Genomic DNA, 18,344 nt, shown 5'->3' on the forward strand with positions numbered 1-18,344 from the left:
GAGTGATTGGCAGCGGCTACCAGTGACAATAGGCGCCACTTTAGTATCCTTAGGCCATTAGTCGTCCTATGACGACTTTATCATGCAAGAAAAGGCCATGAGTGAGAGAACGACTTCTGCAAGTTGGGCGATGGGGATTGTCAAGGCGCTGGAGATGGATGGCCTGGATTGTCGTGTCCTGTTCAGGCAGCTAGGGCTCGATTATGCCTCCCTGGACGATCCCGATGCGCGCTTTCCCCAGGATTCGATGACGCGACTCTGGCAACGCGCGGTGGAGCTTTCCGGTAACCCGGCGATCGGTTTGAACATGGGCCGGGTGGTGCGCCCGGCGTCCTTTCATGTCGCCGGTTATGCGCTGATGTCCAGCCAGACCCTGGCCGAGGGTTTCAGGCGCCTGGTGCGTTATCAACGGATCATCGCCGAAAGTGCCGACTTGAGCTTTCGCCTCTTGCCCGAAGGTTACGCGCTGATCCTGACGGTACACGGCGACCATCTGCCGCCCACCCGCCAGAGCGCCGAGGCTTCCCTGGCCTGCGCCCTGGCGTTGTGCGGCTGGTTGACCGGGCGCACCTTGCAGCCGCGCAAGGTCCTGCTGCAAGGTGCGGAACCGGAGGACATCGGTCCTTACCAGGACGTGTTCCATGCGCCCTTGCTATTCAACGCACCCTACGATGCGCTGATCTTCGAGCAGGCTGACATGGAAGCACCGCTGCCGACCGCCAACGAAGCCATGGCTTTGCTCCATGACCGCTTTGCCGGCGAATACCTGGCGCGCTTTTCCGAAAGTCGGGTGACCCACAAGGCGCGCCAGGTGTTGTGCCGTCTGTTGCCCCAGGGCGAGCCCAAGCGCGAGGTGGTGGCGCAGACCCTGCACCTGTCCCAGCGCACCCTGCAGCGCCGTTTGCAGGAGGAGGGCACCAGTTTCCAGGCGCTGCTCGACGATACCCGCCGCGAGTTGGCCGAACAGTACCTGGCGCAGCCGCGCATGACCTTGCTGGAAATCGCCTATCTGCTGGGGTTCGCCGACCCGAGCAACTTTTTTCGCGCCTTCCGCCGCTGGTTCGAGGTCACGCCCGGCGAGTACCGGGCGCGCCTGTTGGGGGCGGCGGCCTCGATCAATGACGCCAGAATGCGGGAATACACAGAACGAACACTGTGATGATTTCCAGTCGGCCGAGCAGCATGCCCAAGGACAGGATCCACTTGGCCGCGTCCGGAAGGGTGGAGAAATTGCCGGATGGCCCGATCACCTCGCCCAGTCCCGGCCCCACGCCGGAGACGGTGCTGGCGGCGCCGGTAAGGGCGGTCATCCAGTCCAGCCCCAGTAGCGACAGGGCCAGCGCGATGGCGCAAATGGTGATGGCGAAGAAGAACGAGAAGGTCAGGATCGAACGTACGATTTCTTCGTCGAGACGGTGACCGTTGTATTTCTGCTTGATCACCGCCCGCGGATGGATCAACTGGTTGAGGTTGGCCTTGAGCAGGATATAGGCCACCTGGAAACGGAACACCTTGATCCCCCCGGCCGTCGAGCCCGAGCAACCGCCGACGAAGCCCAGGTAGAAAAACAGCATCAGGGAGAAGTTGCCCCACAGGCTGTAATCGCCCAGGGCAAAGCCGGTGGTGGTGACCACCGAGGTCACGTTCAACGCCACATGGCGCAGGGCGTCGAGCCAGTGCAGGTTGGTAGTCCACCAGTACCAGGTGCCGAGCACCAGCCAGGTCACCAGCAGCAGGCCGAGCAAACCCTGCACCTGCTGGTCCTTGATCAGCGCCTTGCGATGACCGCGCAGGGTCGCCACGTAGAGGGTGAATGGCAGGCTGCCGAGAATCATCACCATCACCGCCACCCAGTGCACCGCCGGTTGGCTCCATTTGGCCAGGGACTGGTCCGAGGTGGAGAAACCACCGGTGGAAATCGCCGACATGGCATGGTTGATCGCATCGAACAGGCTCATCCCGGCCGACCAGAAGGCCAGGCTACCGAGGAGGGTGATGCCGACATAGGCGCTGACGATCAGGCGCGCCACCATGTGCGAGCGCGGCATGACCTTTTGCGAACGGTCCGAGGATTCAGTCTGGAACAGGCGCATGCCACCGATGCGCAGCAGCGGCAGGATGGCTACCGCCATGCCGATAAAGCCGATCCCACCCAGCCAGTGCAGCAACGAGCGCCAGATCAGGATGCCCGGGGACATGCTGTCCAGGCCGCTGAGCACGGTCGAACCGGTGGCGGTGATACCCGACATGCTTTCGAAAAAGGCGTCGGTGTAGCTGGTGCGCAAGGTCAGCACGAAGGGCAGCGCGGCGAAAATGCACACCACCACCCAGCTTGAGACTGTGAGGAGGTACATGTCCCGGGGGCGCAGTTGCACCTGTTCCGGGCGACCGCGGATCACCAGCGCCAGGCCGGCGAGGAAGGTGATGGTACTAGCCCGGAGAAAGGCCGGCAGGTCGCCGGTGCGCTCGAAGATCACCAGGACCAGCATGGGGATGGTCATGCTGACGGCGAGGGTAATCAGGAAGATGCCGATGATGAAACCGATGATGCGCAGGGTCGGCAACGCCATGAAATAAGCTCGGAAAAGGGGGACAGGCGCCATTTTACCCGTGACCCCGGTCATGTAAACCGGCACGGCGGCCCAGGATCTGGCTAGAATAGCCCGATCATTTTCCAGAAGAGGTGGCCGATGGAGGCTCTCGACAATTTGCTCAATCGTGTTTCCGCGCCGCGCCTGCTCGATCCCGCACCGACGCAGGCCCAACGCGATATCCTGTTCGCCGCCGCCATGCGTGCACCGGATCACGGGCAACTGCGGCCTTGGCGTTTCCTCACCGTGGAGGGGGCGGCCCGCGAGCAGTTGGGTAGCCTGCTGGCCGAGGCGGTACGCCTGCAGGAAGGCGAGGCGACCCCGGCGGCCATCGACAAGGCCCATGCCATGCCTTTGCGCGCACCGTTGGTGATTGTGGTGGTGGCGCGTTTGCGGGAGCACTTCAAGGTGCCGAAGTCCGAACAGTTGCTGGCGGTAGGTTGTGCGGCCCACGGCATCCTGCTGGCGGCCCATGCTCAGGGAATCGGCGCGGTGTGGCGTACCGGCGAGCTATCCTATTCGCGCCATGTAGCCAAGGGTCTGGGGCTGGGCGACGACGAGGAAGTGATCGCCTTCCTGTACCTGGGCACGCCGCAGAACGAGCTGCGCCAGCCGCCGAAGGTCGATCTGACGGAGTTTGTCAGCGCCTGGTCGGCTTGAAGTTAAACCAGCGCCCCAGGCTCCAAAGGCAGATCCAGTTTGGCGATAAACCCGCCCTCGGGATGATTCGCCAGCACCAGGCTGCCGCCGTGCCGTTCCGCCGCCCGCCGGGCGATGGCCAGTCCCAGGCCGTGGCCCGGTGCGGTCTGTCCTGGCGCTCGATAGAAGGGTTCGCCCAGTTGTGCCAGGTGCGCGGGCTCCACGCCGGGGCCATGGTCGCGCACGCTGATTTCGATGCGTTCACCCAGCCGTTGTGCGTGCAGCTCGATGGGCTGGCCTTCGGGATTGAAACGCTGGGCGTTGCGCAGCAGGTTATCCACAGCGCGTTCGATCATGGTCGGCCAGCCCTTGAAGTTCAGCGGCGGGTCGCCGTCGAAGTGCACTGTCTGTTCCGGGCAGCCCAGGTTGGCGTCTTTCTGCAAGGTGGTAAGCAGCGCAGTGAGGTCAACCTCTTCGGCGCTGGCCTGGTCGGAGTCGACCCGGGCCAGGGTGAGAATTTCGCTGATCAGCGCTTCCAGTCGGTCGCATTCACGGGTCAGGCGCGGCCACAGCCGTTCGCGCTCCTCGGGGCCGGCGCGCTCGGCGAGCGCCAGGGCGATGCGCAGGCGTGCCAGCGGTGAACGCAATTCATGGGAGACATCCCTCAGCAGTTGGCGCTGGCTGCCGATCAGGCTTTGCAGGCGTGCGCCCATCAGGTTGAAGTCCTTGGCCAGCACGCCGAACTCGTCGCGTCGCCCCGCCAGTTTGGCCAGGCTGTTCTGCTGATAGGTGGTCTGCCCCAGGTCATGCACGGCGCCGCGCAGGCGACTCAGGGGGCGGGTGATGGACAGGGTCACCAGCAGACTGAACAAGGTCAGCACCACCAGCGCGATCCCCAGGGCACTGAGCGGGCGCAGCAGGCTTTCGCGGTGCCAGGCGTCCAGTTCCGGGTGTGGGATACGGTAGATCAGCAGGTAGGTCTCGCCGCTTTTCGGGCTGGTGTACTCGACCGTCAGGCGCCGCCAGGGCAGCTTGCGGTCATCGTTGTTCTGACGCGCTTCAAAGGCTGCGGCCCGACGTGGAAAAGTCCCACGGACCAGCGGGTCGCCGGCTTCGTTGAGCACCTGCACATCAATGTGATAACGCTGCTTGCGTTGCTCCAGAATCGCCTGGGCGGCTTCTTCGCCCTGGCTTTCATAGGTCTGCGTCCATTCTTCGGCCAGGCTGTTCAGCCCGGGATGACGACTGAGAATCCAGGTGTCCTGGTTGAGGATGTGCATGAGCAGAATCGATAGGCCCGCGACAAGGGCAATGGCCAGCCAGAAGCTGGCCAGGATGCGCCAGAACAGTGATCGCACAGCAAGTCCTCAACCCAAGGGTACAAACGAAGAAAGCCCGACGGCGTCGGCCGTCGGGCTGGAGCATTCGCGGATTATTGCGCTTTTTGCGCTTGTTGCGCCTTCCAGGCTTTGAATTCGGTCCATTCGGCACGGCGCTCGGCCTGCTTTTTCTGCATTTCGTCAAAGGTTTTCTGCTGTTCAGGATTCAGCAGGGCGCGGATCTGGCTCTGGGTTTTCTGGCGAGCGGCATCCAGTTCACCTTTGAACGCGGTCTTATCGGCAGGCGCGAGTTTTTCCAGGTACTTGCCAACGATCTCTTTGCGATCGTGCCGCTGTTCGCCGATCAGTTTGCGGATCTGTTGGCGCTGCTCCTTGGTCAGGTCCAGTTTCTGGAAAGGACCTTGGCCGTGGTGCTGGCCGTATTCCGGGCCGCCCATCGGGCCACCACCTTCAGGCATGGCCATGGCCACGGTCGGGAGGGCTGCTGCGAACATCAGGGCGATAAGGGTCTTGCGCATGGTGGTTCTCCTTGTCTCGATTCCGGTCAGTCCGGATGAGTACAGATTAAGGAGTTCAAGGTCAGCGGCGGTCAGCGGAGGGTAAAGCTTGGGTAAAGACGTTTTCGGCGCGGGCTGACACTCGTAGGCAGCGGGTTGCCGCAATACCTGTCAGGCGAGTGCGATCTGTGTAGGCGCTGGCTTGCCAGCGATCAGGCCGGCAAGTCTTGCCTAGACCTCGCGGACGCCATCGCCGGCAAGCCGGCTCCCACGGGGTGGCGTCAGAGGCTGTAGTAATAACCGCGGCTGCGCAGGGCGACGATGCGCGGGCGGCCGTCCGGATGCGGGCCGATCTTCTTGCGCAGGTTGCTCACGTGCATGTCCAGGCTGCGATCGTACAAGGTCAGCTTGCGGCCCAGGGCGATCTGCGCCAGCTCCTGTTTTTCCAGGGGCTCGCCGGGTTGTTGCAGCAGGGCTTCGAGCAGGCGGCTTTCGGAGACGGTAAGGGTGAAGTCCTGTTGGTCGATGGTGACCACGCCACGCACCGGGCTGAAGCACAGGTCGCCCAGTTCCATCTGGCTCGGGGTCGCGGTCGGGTGGCTGCGGCGCAGTACGGCGCGCAGGCGCGCGGTCAGTTCCCGGGGGTCGCAGGGCTTGGCCAGATAGTCGTCGGCGCCCAGTTCCAGGCCGAGGATGCGGTCCAGTGGCTCGCCACGGGCCGAGAGCATCACCACCGGCAACTCAGGGTGGTCGTTGCGCAATTGCTTGAGCAGTTCCAGGCCACTGCCATCGGGCAGCATCACATCCAGCACCACGGCGGCCGGGGCGCTGTCCGCCAGGGCCTTGCGCGCGCTCTGGCCATCGTGGCAGGCGCGTACCTGGAAGCCTTCCTGGCTCAACCAACTGCTCAGGAGCTCACACAACTCCTGGTCATCGTCTATCAGTAACAGGTCGCTCATGACTCTCTCGATTACGGATTGCTAATGGCCTGCTCAATTCAGCCATTGCCGACGCTGTCTACGTCCGCCGCTGGCGAAGATACCGCAAAGCAGGGCCAGGAGTGCAACTCCCGCGCCGGTGACAAACCATTGCTGCTGATCGGTCAGCAGGCGGGGGCTGGTACTGGCCTGGGCTTCCTTGAGTTGCAACTTCAGGCGCTGGTTTTCCTGGCGCAGGCGGCTCAACTGGGCACTTTCACGCTCGGCATCGGCACTCTGCAATTGTTGGCTCAACTCTTCTCGTTGTCGCTCGCTTTCTTTCAAGCGCTGCTGCAAATCGGTGATCTGGCTACCGGCACTCAAGGACAAGGGGGTGGAGTTGTTCGCCCCCTGACTTTCTTCAGCATGGGCGGTGGCCCCTATCGACAAAATGACCACTAGCAGAAACAACGGACCTTGGCGCATCGCAAACTCCTGATTCCAATCGGCATTGGGCAGGTTGTCGGCTGCGGAACGAGAATAATGAGCGATTGGGCCGCGATGAACCTTGAAGGTTCATCGCGAGGGGAGACATTTATGGCAGGACTTGTTTGAACGGCTTGACCAGCACCTGGTCGTAGACCCCCGCGGCGACGAACGGATCGGCCCCGGCCCAGGCTTGCGCCGCGGCCAGGCTGTCGAATTCGGCGACGATCAGGCTGCCGCTGAAACCGGCGGCGCCCGGGTCGTTGCTGTCCACGGCCGGGTGCGGGCCGGCCAGGACCAGGCGCCCTTGCGCCTGGAGCTGATGCAGTCGCTCCAGGTGCGCCGGGCGCACGGCCAGGCGTTTTTCCAGGGAGTGTTCGACGTCGGTGGCGATGATCGCGTAGAGCATGTCAGTCCTCGGTTTTCGGGATGGTCGGGTCGGCGTCGTGCAGGTGGCGGGACAGGTAGATGCCCTGGCCGACCAGGAACAGCAGGGTCATGCCCAGGCTGCCGAATACCTTGAAGTCGACCCAGTACTGCTGGAAGGTGAACGCCACGAACAGGTTGGCGCCGCCGCAGAACAGGAAAAACACGATCCAGGCCAGGTTCAGGCGGGTCCAGATCGGCTCGGGCAGGCTCAGGGCGTGGCCCATGATGCGCTTGATCAGCAGGCGATCACCGATGAAGTGGCTGCCGGCAAAGGCCAGGGCGAACAGCCAGTTGACCACCGGGGCTTTCCATTTGAGGAAGGTTTCGCTGTGGAAGGCCAGGGTCAGGCTGCCGAAGACCAGGCAGGCGACCAAGGTCAGCCACTGGCTTTTTTCCAGTTTGCGGTGGGTGACGAAGAGGGTGCCGTAGACCACCAGGGAACTGATGATCAGCATGGCCGTGGCGCTGTAGATACCGCCCACGGTCAGACTGTGGCCGGCGATCTCCATGACCCGCGGTTCGATTTTGTAGACGATGAAGAACAGGAAGAGCGGGATGAAATCGATGAATTGTTTCACAGTGGCAGCCAGAAGCAGGATGTGACGGCATAATAACAAACATCATTGCCAGCGAAAGCGCCGCCTAGAGGTTATTCAATTCCCGTGGAAATCGATCTGCACTGCCATAGCACGGCCTCCGACGGCGCCCTCGCGCCCGCGGTCCTGGTTGCCCGTGCGCACGAGAGAGGCGTGCGGGTCCTGGCCCTGACCGATCACGACACCCTCGAAGGCCTCGCCGAAGCCCGTACGGCGGCGGATGCGCTGGGGATGCGGTTGGTCAACGGCGTCGAGTTGTCCTGCACCTGGGGCGGCGCGACCATCCATGTGCTGGGCTATGGTTTCGACGTCAACGCACCGGCGCTGGTCGAGGCCATCGCCCGCTTGCACGAGGGGCGCTGGCTGCGCTCCGAGGAAATCAGCCGCAAGCTGGCGCTCAAGGGCATGCCCGGTGCCCTGGAAGGCGCTCGGGCGATCCAGCAGGAGCTGGGCGATAGCGGCAATGCTCCGGCGCGTCCGCATTTCGCCGATTTCCTGGTGCGCGGCGGTTTCGTCAAGGATCGCGCCGAGGCCTTTCGCAAGTGGCTCGGCGCGGGCAAGCTGGGGGACGTCAAGCTGCACTGGCCGACCCTGGAAGACACCGTCGCGACCTTGCGCGAATCCGGCGCCTGGGTCAGCCTGGCGCATCCCTGGCATTACGATTTCACCCGCAGCAAGCGTCGCAAGCTGATTGGGGACTATATTCAAGCAGGTGGCCACGCAATCGAAGTGGTCAATGGGCATCAACCCGCCGAGCAGGTAGGCAGTCTGGCGATCCTTGCCCGTGAGTTTGGGCTGCTGGTCAGTGCCGGCAGTGATTTCCATGGTCCCGGAGGCTGGTCCGAGATCGGTGAATACCGCCCGGTCCCTGAAGATCTGCCACCACTCTGGTGTCGCTTCAAACATGAGCAACCTACTGCCGTCGTCTGAACAGGTAGAAAATGTGAGTCAATTTTTCCAGATTCATCCGGAAAACCCGCAGGCGCGCCTGATCAAACAGGCGGTGGAAATCATTCGCAAGGGTGGGGTGGTGATCTATCCCACCGATTCGTCCTATGCCATCGGTTGCCGGATCGGCGACAAGACGGCGGTCGAGCGGGTGCGCCGTTTGCGGCAACTCGACGAAAAGCACAACTTCGCGTTGATCTGCAGCGATCTCTCGCAGCTGGGGCTGTTCGCCAAGGTCGATACCGGCCTGTTTCGTCTGCTCAAGGCACATACGCCGGGGCCCTACACCTTTATCCTGAATGCCACCCGGGAAGTTCCGCGGTTGTTGCTGCATCCGAAGAAACGCACCATCGGCCTGCGCATCCCCAGCCATCCGATTGCCCTGGCGCTGCTCGAAGAGCTGGGCGAGCCGCTGATGAGCGTCAGTCTGATCATGCCGGGCGAGACCGATCCGATGAGCGATCCCTACGAGATCCGCCAGTTGCTCGAGCATCAGGTCGATCTGGTGATCGACGGCGGCTTTGGCGGGATCAAGGCATCGACGGTGATCAACCTGGCGGACGGCGAACCGGAAGTGGTCCGGGTGGGCTGCGGCGATCCTGCGCCGTTCATGGTCGAGGCCTGAATGTCCGCCGTGGAAACCGTCGACAGCCAGGCCGATGCCCAGCAGGAGCTGCCGTTCGCCCTGGTCTATGGCCGGGCGGTCACCGAGATGCCGCTGGACCTGTATATCCCGCCGGACGCTCTGGAAGTCTTCCTCGAAGCCTTCGAAGGCCCGCTGGACCTGCTGCTCTACCTGATCCGCAAGCAGAACATCGATATCCTCGACATTCCGGTGGCGGAAATCACCCGCCAGTACATGGGGTATGTCGAGCTGATGAAGTCGGTGCGCCTGGAGCTGGCCGCCGAGTACCTGGTGATGGCGGCCATGCTGGCCGAGATCAAGTCGCGGATGCTGTTGCCGCGTTCGGCCGAAGTCGAGGAGGAAGAGGATGATCCAAGGGCCGAACTGATCCGCCGCCTGCAGGAGTACGAGCGCTTCAAAAGCGCCGCCGAGGGCCTCGACACCTTGCCCCGGGTCGGTCGCGATGTGCTGGTGCCCAAGCTCGATGCCCCCGAGGCCCGGGCGCGCAAGCTGTTGCCGGAAGTGAGCCTGGAAGAGGTGTTGATGTCCATGGCCGAGGTCCTGCGTCGCGGCGACCTGTTCGAAAGCCATCAGGTCAGCCGTGAGCAACTGTCGACCCGCGAGCGCATGAGCGATGTGCTGGAGCGCCTCAAGGGTGGCGGCTTCGTGCCCTTTGTCGAGTTGTTTACCGCCGAGGAAGGGCGCCTGGGGGTGGTGGTGACCTTTATGGCGATTCTCGAGCTGGTCAAGGAATCCCTGGTCGAACTGGTGCAGAATGAACCCTTTACGGCGATCCATGTGCGGGCGCGCGCTGAATAACGAGCACAATCCATGAACCTGAGTGAACCCCGCGAGCTGGCCCCACTGCTTGAAGCCTTTCTGTTGGCCTCGGGAAAGCCGCAATCCCTGGAACGGTTGTTCGAGCTGTTCGAGGAGGGGGAGCGGCCGGAGCCGCCGGTCTTCAAGAAAGCCCTGACGATCCTCGCCAAATCCTGCGAAGGGCGGGCGTTCGAGCTGCGGGAGGTGGCCTCCGGCTATCGCCTGCAGGTGCGCGAAAAATTCGCGCCCTGGGTCGGACGGCTCTGGGAAGAACGTCCGCAGCGTTATTCCCGGGCGATGCTCGAGACCCTGGCGCTGATCGCCTATCGTCAGCCGATCACCCGCGGTGAGATCGAGGATGTGCGCGGCGTGGCGGTCAACAGCCAGATCGTCAAGACCTTGCTGGAACGCGAGTGGATTCGGGTCGTCGGTTACCGCGAGGTGCCGGGTAAACCGGCGATGTTCGCCACCACCAAGGCGTTTCTCGATCACTTCAACCTGAAGAATCTCGATGACCTCCCGCCCCTGGCCGAGCTGCGGGAGCTGGAGCCCGAACCGATGCTCGATGTCGAGGACGCCCCGGTGCCCGCCAGCCTGCAGGCCCTGGCCGATGCCAGTATCGATCCGGAGGGAGCCGAGGCGCCGAAGGAGGAAACCAGTTTCCATACCCTGTTGCTGGAGCTGGACTCCATGGAGGAGGGGATCAAGACGGACTTTGATGACCTGCTGCGTGACGGTGACGGGTCAATAGCAGGCGAGTTGCCGCCTCAGGAGCCTGGGCTGGAAGAGGTCGAGCCTGACGTGCACGCTGCGGAGCTTGAGGTGCTAGAGGTCGACGAAGCGCTGGAAGAAGAGCCGGAAATAGTCGAGGAGCCCCAAGCGCCGGCAGCATCGGAGCCGGATCTCGTCGGCGCCCAGCAGGCCCGGGAACAGTTGCTCGCGGCGGTCGCGGCCCTGGACAAGGCCGCTGGTCGGCCGCAACTGACGGATGAAGAAGCCGAAGCGCTGGCCCTGGCCGAGGCGATCGAACAGGAACGCCGCCTGCTCGAGGATTGATCCGGTGGGTGCATAATGGTCAACATCAGCGTATGATTCGCGCCCCCGCGGCGATCCCTTCGCCCAGGCAACAGATTCAATTTCTTCAGGCCAAGGCCTGAATCGACACACCGGGAGGTGCCCAGATGAGTGATATCAACCAGAAAGACGACCAGGAAATCGGCCCGGCAGGCGAAAAACTGCAGAAGGTCCTCGCCCGTATCGGCGTCGGCTCGCGCCGTGACGTGGAGGGCTGGATCAGCAAAGGTCGGATCAAGGTGAATGGCAAAGACGCCACCCTCGGCCAGCGTGTCGACATGCATGACGCGATCACCATCGATGGCAAGGTGATCAAGCGCGAAGAGGCGTCCGAATCGGTTCGCCGCGTGATCATGTACAACAAACCCGACGGCGAAATCTGCACCCGTGACGACCCGGAAGGCCGTCCGACCGTGTTCGACAAACTGCCGCGTCCGAAAGAAGGCCGCTGGATCAATATCGGTCGCCTGGACATCAACACCACCGGTCTGCTGATGTTCACCACCGACGGTGAGCTGGCCAACCGCCTGATGCACCCGTCCTACGAAATGGACCGCGAGTACGCGGTCCGCGTCCGTGGCGAGGTGGACGAAGAGATGATTGCCCGGCTCAAGGCCGGTGTGATGCTCGAAGACGGCCCGGCGAAGTTCACCGATATCCAGGAAGCACCTGGTGGCGAGGGTTTCAACCACTGGTACCATTGCGTGGTGATGGAAGGTCGGAACCGCGAAGTACGTCGTCTGTGGGAATCCCAGGGCTTGGTGGTCAGCCGTCTGAAGCGCGTGCGCTTCGGTCCGGTGTTCCTCAATTCCGACCTGCCGATGGGCCGCTGGCGTGAAATGACCCAGTACGAGGTGGATGTCCTCAGTGCCGAGGTCGGCTTGACGCCGGTAGCCATGCCGCAGCTCAATGCCAAGAGCAAGGACAAGCTGGAGCGTATGCAGCGCAAGTCCTCGCGTCCGGTGGGCAAGGGCGAACGTGTGCGGACCCTGCGTCCGGCTGCTGGCGCACCTGCCGAGCGCAGTGAGCGCGAGCCGCGGATCGAAGGCGAGCGTCCGGCCCGCAAGCCGGCACCGCGTCAGGACGGCGAGCGCGCTCCGCGTGCCCCGCGTCCGGCGGTCGGTCGTGGTGAGTCGACCCGTGGTACGCCCGTGGCGGATCGTCCGACGGACAGCAAGCGGCCGGCCAAGCCGGCACCCAAGTCCAAGCGCCCAAGCCTGGTACTGGACAAGGACGCGCCGTCGGGCAAGCGTCGTGGCGCCCCCGCCGGTTCCGGCCAGCGTCCGGGGTTCGGGCGGCGCAAGCCTGAGTAATAAGCTGGTTTGAAGTCGGGCAGAACTTTGTGGCGAGCGGGCTTGCCCTGATGCCGTTCAGTCAAGGCCGAACACGGTCCCTGTGGGAGCAGGGCTTGCTCGCGAAGAGGCCCTTGGGGCCGCTAGAAGCTTCGCGGCGGTGCGGCGATCCGACACGCTCCGCTCCCACAGGTTAAGTGGCGAGCCGAGCGCGGGCAAGCCCGCTCGCCACAAGAGCAAACCCTGCTTCAAGTTCTGCTATGTCCTCAAGGTTTGACGGAGCAAACCTTAGGGCGTGCCAGTCACCTCAAAACGCAAACTGCCCGTCAAACACCGGCTTGTCATCCAGTGCCAGCACGCCGCTGGCAAAGATCAGGTCCAGGTGATGGCTGCCCTTGGCACCGCCGCCCAGCCCCAGGTGCAGGCCGCAATGGCGCTCCTCGAAGCCCGAGTTGCGCGCATACAGAGTCTTCACCCCCTCATTGGTCCCGATCCCCAGTTCCTCGACCCGACGGTTGGATGGATTGGCATTCAGGTACTTGTTGAAATCCGCCTCCAGTCCTGGCACTTCGGTGGCAATGCGGCTGATGGTCGAATCCTCGATCCACAACTCCAGCGGCGACTCGAGCACCCCGTACTTGCGGGCAAAGGGAATGGTGCCGAGAAAGGTCCCGACAAACTTCACGCAACCGTTGATAGCGTCGCTGTGGGTGGCGATTTCGCCGGGGGCCAGGTCGTGGTTGCCCACGCCATTGATATTGGTCCACTTGCGGATGCTGCTCAGCGGCGCTTGCAGATGCGAGCCGTGGCGATCCTTGAAGCTCAGGGTGGTGGCCTGGGACATGCGGCGGATCAGGCTGTCGTTGAGGTCGGCAATGCGCTGCGGGCTGACGCTGAAGGTGTCGTAGAAATGGTCGCCGTAATCCTTGAACAGCAGCGATTTTCGCCATTGCTCGGCCATGACCCCGTGCAAGGCATGGAGGAATTCAGGGCCCTGCGGGCGAGGCGGGGAGAGCATCGAGGAATCGTAGAAAAAGATATACAGGTCGCTGTCGCTGATGGCTTCGATCAGGCTCTGGGCGGGTTCCAGGTCCAGGCGCCGGGCGTGGAAGTCGAACTGCTGGTGCCGGGCGTCCTGTTCGATGATGGCCGAAGCGATCTCGCTGTACTCCGGTGTATGGCCCAGCAAGATTTTAGGCTGGTTGAGCCCTTCCAGGGCTGGATGCCAGGCGAGGTAGTAGAGAAAGTGTTCGAGGGCGCGGGTCTGGTCCATGACGTCGTTCCTGGTCTTGCAAGAGGGTGGATGCGGCAAACCGCACCCACCAGAAGACCTTAGAAAGGCCACATCGCGGTGCCAAAGGGCACGACAGCATCGGCTTGCATCATTTCCACGGCCGCGTCGTGGGTCGGGGCTTCGAACCAATCGTCCAGTTGCAGTTCAGTGCTCACGTCCTGATCCGAGACTTGCATGGTGAATCTCCTTGGGAAGGTTATTGCTGGACGGTCGAAAAGGCCTTCAATTAGGAAAATTCCTAGGTATGAAATCCATTTCTCCGACTTGCCGACTGTAGGCTTCGGCAAGTGGCTGAAAACCTAGTGCAGTATCTCGATAGGCGCAAAAAATTATTTTCAAATTTTTTTTTGCAGGACTGTGGAGCAAAAAACTTCTCCAGGGAAAACAGCGATTCACCCGCTAAGGCTCGAGGCTGAACAGTCTGTCTGTCAATTTTCGAACAGGGGCTATGTACGGCTTTATTGGCAAGAAAACGTGACACTTTGTAAGGAAAACCTGACGATCTGGACAGTAAAAGCGCCTGAAAACCCGTGGTCAGGATTGGTGTAAGGAATAGTTGCCGAGGTGTTCTACAGGATTTTTCCTTGTCGCGAAAACGCCCCTTGTCCTCCCGTGCTGGGGGCGGTCAGATGCGCGGATGCCTGCCAGTGGCGGTCTGGCGGTGTACAATGCGCGGCGTTTTACCTGTGACTCAACTGCGTACCCGCGCATTTTTGTGGCTTTCGACGGTGGCCTTGCGATGCCCCGAAAGCCCGTGCACTCGAGGCTACCCGCCTTGTTCACTCCATCGCGTCATAAGCGCGATGGGTTCGATTTCGTCACAGATAAAAACAAACAGGTGACGCATGACCCCTGATACACCCCTTGCTTCGGGCGAGCTTAAACGCGGCCTGAAAAATCGTCATATTCAATTGATCGCCCTCGGTGGCGCCATCGGTACCGGCCTGTTCCTGGGTTCGGCCGGGGTACTCAAATCCGCCGGTCCGTCGATGATCCTCGGCTACGCCATCTGCGGTTTTATCGCCTTCATGATCATGCGCCAGTTGGGTGAGATGATCGTCGAGGAGCCGGTTGCCGGTTCATTCAGCCACTTTGCCCACAAGTACTGGGGCGGTTTCGCCGGTTTTCTGTCGGGCTGGAACTGCTGGATCCTGTATATCCTGGTGGGCATGTCGGAGCTGACCGCGGTCGGCAAGTACATTCACTACTGGTGGCCCGATGTCCCGACCTGGGTCTCGGCCGCAGCTTTCTTCGTACTGATCAATGCGATCAACCTGGCCAACGTCAAGGTTTTCGGCGAAGCGGAATTCTGGTTCGCGATTATCAAGGTGGTGGCGATCGTCGGTATGATCGCCCTGGGCAGCTACCTGCTGGTCAGCGGCCACGGCGGTCCCCAAGCCTCGGTCAGCAATCTGTGGGATCACGGTGGGTTCTTCCCCAATGGGGTCAGCGGCCTGGTGATGGCCATGGCGATCATCATGTTTTCCTTCGGTGGCCTGGAAATGCTCGGTTTTACCGCTGCTGAAGCCGACAAGCCGAAAACCGTGATTCCCAAGGCCATCAACCAGGTGATCTACCGGATCCTGATTTTCTACATCGGCGCCCTGGTGATCCTGCTGTCGCTGACCCCCTGGGATAGCCTGCTGACCACGCTGAACGCCTCAGGGGACTCCTACAGCGGTAGCCCGTTCGTCCAGGTGTTCTCGATGCTCGGTAGCAACACCGCGGCGCATGTCCTCAACTTCGTGGTACTGACGGCGGCGCTGTCGGTGTACAACAGCGGCACCTACTGCAACAGCCGCATGCTGCTGGGCATGGCCGAGCAGGGTGATGCGCCGAAGGCGCTGGCCAAGATCGACAAGCGCGGCGTGCCGGTGCGCTCGATCCTGGCCTCGGCACTGGTGACCTTCATCGCGGTGGTGATGAACTACCTGATGCCGCAACAGGCCCTGGAATTGCTGATGTCCCTGGTGGTGGCAACCCTGGTGATCAACTGGGCGATGATCAGCTACTCGCACTTCAAGTTCCGCCAGCACATGGATCGCACGAAGCAGAGTCCGCTGTTCAAGGCCCTGTGGTATCCCTATGGCAACTATGTGTGCCTGGCGTTCGTGGTGTTTATCCTCGGCGTTATGCTGATGATTCCGGGCATCCAGGTCTCGGTGTACGCGATTCCGGTGTGGGTGGCGTTCATGTGGGTCTGCTACGGCATCAAGAATCGGCGCAGTGCCCAGCAGGCATTGCTGGCGGTGAAGTAGGCGGCAGATCCGTTGCTAGAACAAACCCGGCGGCTGCCGGGTTTGTTGTTTCTGCACGGCCGGGGGCGCGGGCGAACCGGCTCGCCGTGGCGCAGATCGGGTATCCTGAACACCCTGCTGTCGGACGCTTTTCAAATGCTGGTGATTTCCAACAATGTGCATCTGCCGGATGCCGAGATCGAGTGGACGGCTATTCGTGCCCAGGGCGCGGGTGGGCAGAACGTCAACAAGGTCTCCAGCGCGGTGCACCTGCGTTTCGATATTCCGGCCTCGTCGCTGCCGCCGTTCTACAAGGAGCGCCTGCTGGCCCTGCGCGACAGTCGCATCACCGGCGAAGGGGTGGTCGTGATCAAGGCCCAGCAATACCGGACCCAGGAGCAGAACCGCAACGATGCCCTGGAGCGCCTGGTCGAGCTGATCCTCAGTGCGACCAAGGTGGAGAAGAAACGCCGGCCGACCAAGCCGACCCTCGGTTCGAAGAAGCGTCGCCTGGAAGGCAAGTCCCAGCGCGGTGCGATCAAGGCCGGGCGAGGCAAGATCGATTTCTAGGTCTTCAGGCTTTTTCCCGCATGGCTCGTTGTTTCGGTGCCTGCCGGTAGAGATACAGGCTCAGCAGCAACCCGGACAGCGACGCCAGGGCGGCGAACAGGAAGATCGAGGCAAAGCCCAGGCCCGCCGCGATGGCCCCGGCCAGGGGCCCGGTGATGCCCAGTGACAGGTCGATGAACAACGAGTAGGCGCCCACCGCCGCGCCACGACTGGACGCCGGCACCAGGTTTACCGCCTCCACCCCCAGCGCCGGGAACACCAGCGAGAAACCGAAGCCGCTCAACGCCGCCCCCGCCAGTGCCCAGTGGGCATCCGGCGCCAGCCACAACAGCAGCAGGCCGAGGGTTTCCACCGACAGGCAGGCGATCGCCACGCGAAAGCCCCCAAGCCGATTGATCAGGTTGCCGAACAGCAGCCGCGCACCGATAAAACTGGCGCCGAACAGGCTCAGGCAGAGCACCGCGTCGGCCCAGTGCCGGGTGGCGTAATACAGGGTGATAAAGGTCGCGATGGTGCCGAAACCGATGGAGCCCAGGGCCAGGCCGGTGCCATGGGGCAGCACGCGGCCGAGCACATGGAGGAAGGGCAGGCGCTCGCCGGCGACAATCGGCGCCGCCTGTTTCGGCCAGGCCAGCAACAGCCCCAGCGCGGCCAGCAGCAGGATGCTCACGCCCATGCTCCAGAGGCCCAACTGACCGACCAGCCATACCCCCAGCGGCGCGCCGATGGCCAGCGCGCCATAGCTGGCGATGCCGTTCCAGGAAATCACCTTGGCGGTGTTCGCCGCACCGACCCGGCCGATGCCCCAGCCGATGGACCCGGAGCCCACCAGGCTTTCCGCGCTGCCCAGGACCAGGCGGCCGATAAACAGGCTGATCAGGCTCAGCAGCGGCATTGCCTGGAGAAAGCTCGACAGCAGCATGAATACGCCGCTCAGCCCGCAGCCGGCCAGGCCGATCATCACCGCACGCTTGCTGCCCTGGTTATCGATGACCCGGCTGGCGTAGGGACGACTCAACAGGGTCGCCAGATACTGGACGCTGATCACCAGCCCGGCGATCACGGTGCCGAAGCCCAGGTCAGTGTGGACATAGCCGGGCAGCACCGCCAGGGGAATGCCGATGTTCAGGTAACCGATAAAGGTAAACAGGACTATGGAAACGACTTGCAGCGTGACCGCCAGGGGGCGCTGGGTATCAGACATGAACAAGAACCACCGTTGCCGCGGAGAAAAAGATAGGAGGCTTATGATAACGGCGCGAGGCGGATTGCAGGGGAGTTAAATCGAAAAAAGCTGGGCGGGGGCCTGTATCCGGTTGCGTGAAAAACACCAGGGAACGGGCTTTTCACGCGACCGGTCGAGCAAGCGTTCAGTCTTTGCTGTCGGCCTTGAGGCTGTCTGCGGCCTCGTTGTTTACCGGCTGCTGGGCAGCGGTTTGTGGCGGGTTTTTCTGCTCAGTCTCGTGCAGGCTTGGGAAGGGGAAGTTGGGTATCTCATGCATCGTCGTCGCTCCTCGCAAGGTCTGTTTTTTAAATCGCTGGGTAGATCCGCGCTTTTAAAAAAGCCTGGGCAGGATACAGCAGGGGAAATGACAGAAAGATTTTTTCGCCCCGGCTTCGACGGCCATTCGTCAGTTCTGCGGGAGCCGGCAAGCCGGCTCTCTCAGTTCAAGGGGTGACAATGATTTTCCCGATCATCTGCGGATGCAGGGCACAGAAATACTCGTAGGTGCCCGCAGTCCTGAACTCATAGGAAAAACTGTCGTTGGTGTCCAGTGCGCCGGAGCGGAACAGCTTGTGGGTTTCGGCCACCGTATGGGGTATCTGGTCGTCGTTGACCCAGGTCACCTTGGTACCGAGCGCGACAGTCAGGTCCTTGGGCCCGAACATGAATTCCTTGATATCGACTTTCACTTCCTGTGCCCATGCCGGGATCGAGACCGCCAGGCAAGCCAGCAGCAGTCCCTGCAAAAGTTTTTTCATTCGTCTG

Annotated in this window: 21 protein-coding genes; 9 read left to right on the top strand and 12 right to left on the bottom strand. The window is 62.2% G+C overall.

Annotation, left to right across the window (positions count from 1 at the left end):
* Nucleotides 1–97 precede the first annotated feature (97 nt).
* Nucleotides 98–1,159, top strand: a complete 1,062-nt coding sequence (locus tag M5B99_RS01130) for an AraC family transcriptional regulator (protein ID WP_248802240.1) — start codon at nt 98–100, stop codon at nt 1,157–1,159.
* Here the strand turns inward: M5B99_RS01130 and M5B99_RS01135 are convergent.
* Complete coding sequence (locus tag M5B99_RS01135) at nt 1,116–2,570, bottom strand: TrkH family potassium uptake protein (RefSeq protein WP_248802241.1); 1,455 nt, start codon at nt 2,568–2,570, stop codon at nt 1,116–1,118. The two genes, M5B99_RS01130 and M5B99_RS01135, sit on opposite strands and share 44 nt — an antisense overlap.
* 120 nt (nt 2,571–2,690) lie before the next feature.
* Between M5B99_RS01135 and M5B99_RS01140 the strand changes: the two genes are divergently transcribed.
* Nucleotides 2,691–3,251, top strand: coding sequence for a nitroreductase family protein (locus tag M5B99_RS01140; protein ID WP_248802242.1), 561 nt, complete (start codon nt 2,691–2,693; stop codon nt 3,249–3,251).
* A gap of 2 nt (nt 3,252–3,253) precedes the next feature.
* Here M5B99_RS01140 and M5B99_RS01145 read toward each other — a convergent pair whose 3' ends face one another.
* The 6 genes from M5B99_RS01145 to M5B99_RS01170 all read right to left on the bottom strand — a co-directional run bounded on the left by M5B99_RS01145 (nt 3,254) and on the right by M5B99_RS01170 (nt 7,477).
* A complete protein-coding gene (locus tag M5B99_RS01145) occupies nt 3,254–4,588 on the bottom strand; it encodes an ATP-binding protein (RefSeq protein ID WP_248802243.1) in 1,335 nt (444 codons plus the stop codon).
* Nucleotides 4,589–4,662: 74 nt separating this feature from the next.
* Nucleotides 4,663–5,088 (bottom strand): Spy/CpxP family protein refolding chaperone, encoded by a 426-nt coding sequence (locus M5B99_RS01150; protein ID WP_248802244.1) that lies wholly within the window; start codon nt 5,086–5,088, stop codon nt 4,663–4,665.
* Nucleotides 5,089–5,348: 260 nt separating this feature from the next.
* Complete coding sequence (locus tag M5B99_RS01155; protein ID WP_248802245.1) at nt 5,349–6,026, bottom strand: response regulator transcription factor; 678 nt, start codon at nt 6,024–6,026, stop codon at nt 5,349–5,351.
* A 33-nt stretch (nt 6,027–6,059) separates the two neighbouring features.
* A complete protein-coding gene (locus M5B99_RS01160) occupies nt 6,060–6,470 on the bottom strand; it encodes a translation initiation factor 2 (RefSeq protein WP_248802246.1) in 411 nt (136 codons plus the stop codon).
* Between the two features lie 109 nt (nt 6,471–6,579).
* The gene (locus M5B99_RS01165) at nt 6,580–6,879 is read right to left on the bottom strand and encodes a YciI family protein (protein WP_248802247.1); all 300 of its coding nucleotides are present in this window, start codon (nt 6,877–6,879) and stop codon (nt 6,580–6,582) included.
* Between the two features lies 1 nt (nt 6,880).
* Nucleotides 6,881–7,477 (bottom strand): septation protein A, encoded by a 597-nt coding sequence (locus tag M5B99_RS01170; protein ID WP_248802248.1) that lies wholly within the window; start codon nt 7,475–7,477, stop codon nt 6,881–6,883.
* Between the two features lie 84 nt (nt 7,478–7,561).
* Here M5B99_RS01170 and M5B99_RS01175 point away from each other — a divergent pair, with 84 nt between their 5' ends.
* The 5 genes from M5B99_RS01175 (at nt 7,562) to rluB (ending at nt 12,274) form a co-directional block, all read left to right on the top strand.
* Nucleotides 7,562–8,425 carry a PHP domain-containing protein gene (locus M5B99_RS01175; protein ID WP_248802249.1) on the top strand — a complete coding sequence of 288 codons (864 nt, stop codon included), beginning with the start codon at nt 7,562–7,564 and terminating at the stop codon, nt 8,423–8,425.
* Nucleotides 8,426–8,438: 13 nt separating this feature from the next.
* Entirely contained in the window at nt 8,439–9,068 is a 630-nt protein-coding gene (locus M5B99_RS01180; RefSeq protein ID WP_248802250.1) for an L-threonylcarbamoyladenylate synthase, read from the top strand.
* 120 nt (nt 9,069–9,188) lie between these two features.
* The gene (locus M5B99_RS01185) at nt 9,189–9,887 is read left to right on the top strand and encodes a segregation and condensation protein A (protein ID WP_248802346.1); all 699 of its coding nucleotides are present in this window, start codon (nt 9,189–9,191) and stop codon (nt 9,885–9,887) included.
* A 12-nt stretch (nt 9,888–9,899) separates the two neighbouring features.
* On the top strand, nt 9,900–10,943 hold the full coding sequence (gene scpB, locus M5B99_RS01190; RefSeq protein ID WP_248802251.1) for an SMC-Scp complex subunit ScpB: 1,044 nt from the start codon (nt 9,900–9,902) through the stop codon (nt 10,941–10,943).
* Nucleotides 10,944–11,068: 125 nt separating this feature from the next.
* Nucleotides 11,069–12,274, top strand: coding sequence for a 23S rRNA pseudouridine(2605) synthase RluB (gene rluB / locus M5B99_RS01195; RefSeq protein ID WP_248802252.1), 1,206 nt, complete (start codon nt 11,069–11,071; stop codon nt 12,272–12,274).
* 286 nt (nt 12,275–12,560) lie between these two features.
* Here rluB and M5B99_RS01200 read toward each other — a convergent pair whose 3' ends face one another.
* Nucleotides 12,561–13,526, bottom strand: a complete 966-nt coding sequence (locus M5B99_RS01200) for a leucyl aminopeptidase (RefSeq protein WP_248802253.1) — start codon at nt 13,524–13,526, stop codon at nt 12,561–12,563.
* A gap of 59 nt (nt 13,527–13,585) precedes the next feature.
* Nucleotides 13,586–13,723 (bottom strand): hypothetical protein, encoded by a 138-nt coding sequence (locus M5B99_RS01205; protein WP_177100072.1) that lies wholly within the window; start codon nt 13,721–13,723, stop codon nt 13,586–13,588.
* Nucleotides 13,724–14,392: 669 nt separating this feature from the next.
* On the opposite strand from M5B99_RS01205, the gene M5B99_RS01210 reads away from it, so the two are divergent.
* Entirely contained in the window at nt 14,393–15,805 is a 1,413-nt protein-coding gene (locus M5B99_RS01210) for an amino acid permease (protein ID WP_248802254.1), read from the top strand.
* A gap of 135 nt (nt 15,806–15,940) precedes the next feature.
* A complete protein-coding gene (gene arfB / locus M5B99_RS01215) occupies nt 15,941–16,354 on the top strand; it encodes an alternative ribosome rescue aminoacyl-tRNA hydrolase ArfB (protein WP_248802255.1) in 414 nt (137 codons plus the stop codon).
* 4 nt (nt 16,355–16,358) lie between these two features.
* On the opposite strand, the gene M5B99_RS01220 is transcribed toward arfB, so the two are convergent.
* The 3 genes from M5B99_RS01220 to M5B99_RS01225 form a co-directional block, all read right to left on the bottom strand.
* Nucleotides 16,359–17,558, bottom strand: coding sequence for an MFS transporter (locus M5B99_RS01220; RefSeq protein WP_248802256.1), 1,200 nt, complete (start codon nt 17,556–17,558; stop codon nt 16,359–16,361).
* Nucleotides 17,559–17,724: 166 nt separating this feature from the next.
* Nucleotides 17,725–17,856 carry a hypothetical protein gene (locus M5B99_RS29935; RefSeq protein ID WP_263860349.1) on the bottom strand — a complete coding sequence of 44 codons (132 nt, stop codon included), beginning with the start codon at nt 17,854–17,856 and terminating at the stop codon, nt 17,725–17,727.
* A gap of 166 nt (nt 17,857–18,022) precedes the next feature.
* Complete coding sequence (locus M5B99_RS01225) at nt 18,023–18,337, bottom strand: cupredoxin family copper-binding protein (RefSeq protein ID WP_248802257.1); 315 nt, start codon at nt 18,335–18,337, stop codon at nt 18,023–18,025.
* Nucleotides 18,338–18,344 lie beyond the last annotated feature (7 nt).

It is taken from the genome of Pseudomonas sp. MWU13-2100 (assembly GCF_023242365.1).
Classification (GTDB): Bacteria; Pseudomonadota; Gammaproteobacteria; order Pseudomonadales; family Pseudomonadaceae; genus Aquipseudomonas.

Excerpts from the sequence above, each read along its gene's own strand:
- M5B99_RS01210 (WP_248802254.1), top strand. The coding sequence starts at position 14,393 with ATGACCCCTGATACACCCCTTGCTTCGGGCGAGCTTAAACGCGGCCTG.
- M5B99_RS01220 (WP_248802256.1), bottom strand. The coding sequence starts at position 17,558 with ATGTCTGATACCCAGCGCCCCCTGGCGGTCACGCTGCAAGTCGTTTCC.
- M5B99_RS01150 (WP_248802244.1), bottom strand. The coding sequence starts at position 5,088 with ATGCGCAAGACCCTTATCGCCCTGATGTTCGCAGCAGCCCTCCCGACC.
- M5B99_RS01135 (WP_248802241.1), bottom strand. The coding sequence starts at position 2,570 with ATGGCGTTGCCGACCCTGCGCATCATCGGTTTCATCATCGGCATCTTC.
- M5B99_RS01225 (WP_248802257.1), bottom strand. The coding sequence starts at position 18,337 with ATGAAAAAACTTTTGCAGGGACTGCTGCTGGCTTGCCTGGCGGTCTCG.
- rluB (WP_248802252.1), top strand. The coding sequence starts at position 11,069 with ATGAGTGATATCAACCAGAAAGACGACCAGGAAATCGGCCCGGCAGGC.
- M5B99_RS01160 (WP_248802246.1), bottom strand. The coding sequence starts at position 6,470 with ATGCGCCAAGGTCCGTTGTTTCTGCTAGTGGTCATTTTGTCGATAGGG.
- M5B99_RS01200 (WP_248802253.1), bottom strand. The coding sequence starts at position 13,526 with ATGGACCAGACCCGCGCCCTCGAACACTTTCTCTACTACCTCGCCTGG.
- scpB (WP_248802251.1), top strand. The coding sequence starts at position 9,900 with ATGAACCTGAGTGAACCCCGCGAGCTGGCCCCACTGCTTGAAGCCTTT.
- M5B99_RS29935 (WP_263860349.1), bottom strand. The coding sequence starts at position 17,856 with ATGCATGAGATACCCAACTTCCCCTTCCCAAGCCTGCACGAGACTGAG.
- arfB (WP_248802255.1), top strand. The coding sequence starts at position 15,941 with ATGCTGGTGATTTCCAACAATGTGCATCTGCCGGATGCCGAGATCGAG.
- M5B99_RS01205 (WP_177100072.1), bottom strand. The coding sequence starts at position 13,723 with ATGCAAGTCTCGGATCAGGACGTGAGCACTGAACTGCAACTGGACGAT.
- M5B99_RS01130 (WP_248802240.1), top strand. The coding sequence starts at position 98 with ATGAGTGAGAGAACGACTTCTGCAAGTTGGGCGATGGGGATTGTCAAG.
- M5B99_RS01155 (WP_248802245.1), bottom strand. The coding sequence starts at position 6,026 with ATGAGCGACCTGTTACTGATAGACGATGACCAGGAGTTGTGTGAGCTC.
- M5B99_RS01165 (WP_248802247.1), bottom strand. The coding sequence starts at position 6,879 with ATGCTCTACGCGATCATCGCCACCGACGTCGAACACTCCCTGGAAAAA.
- M5B99_RS01140 (WP_248802242.1), top strand. The coding sequence starts at position 2,691 with ATGGAGGCTCTCGACAATTTGCTCAATCGTGTTTCCGCGCCGCGCCTG.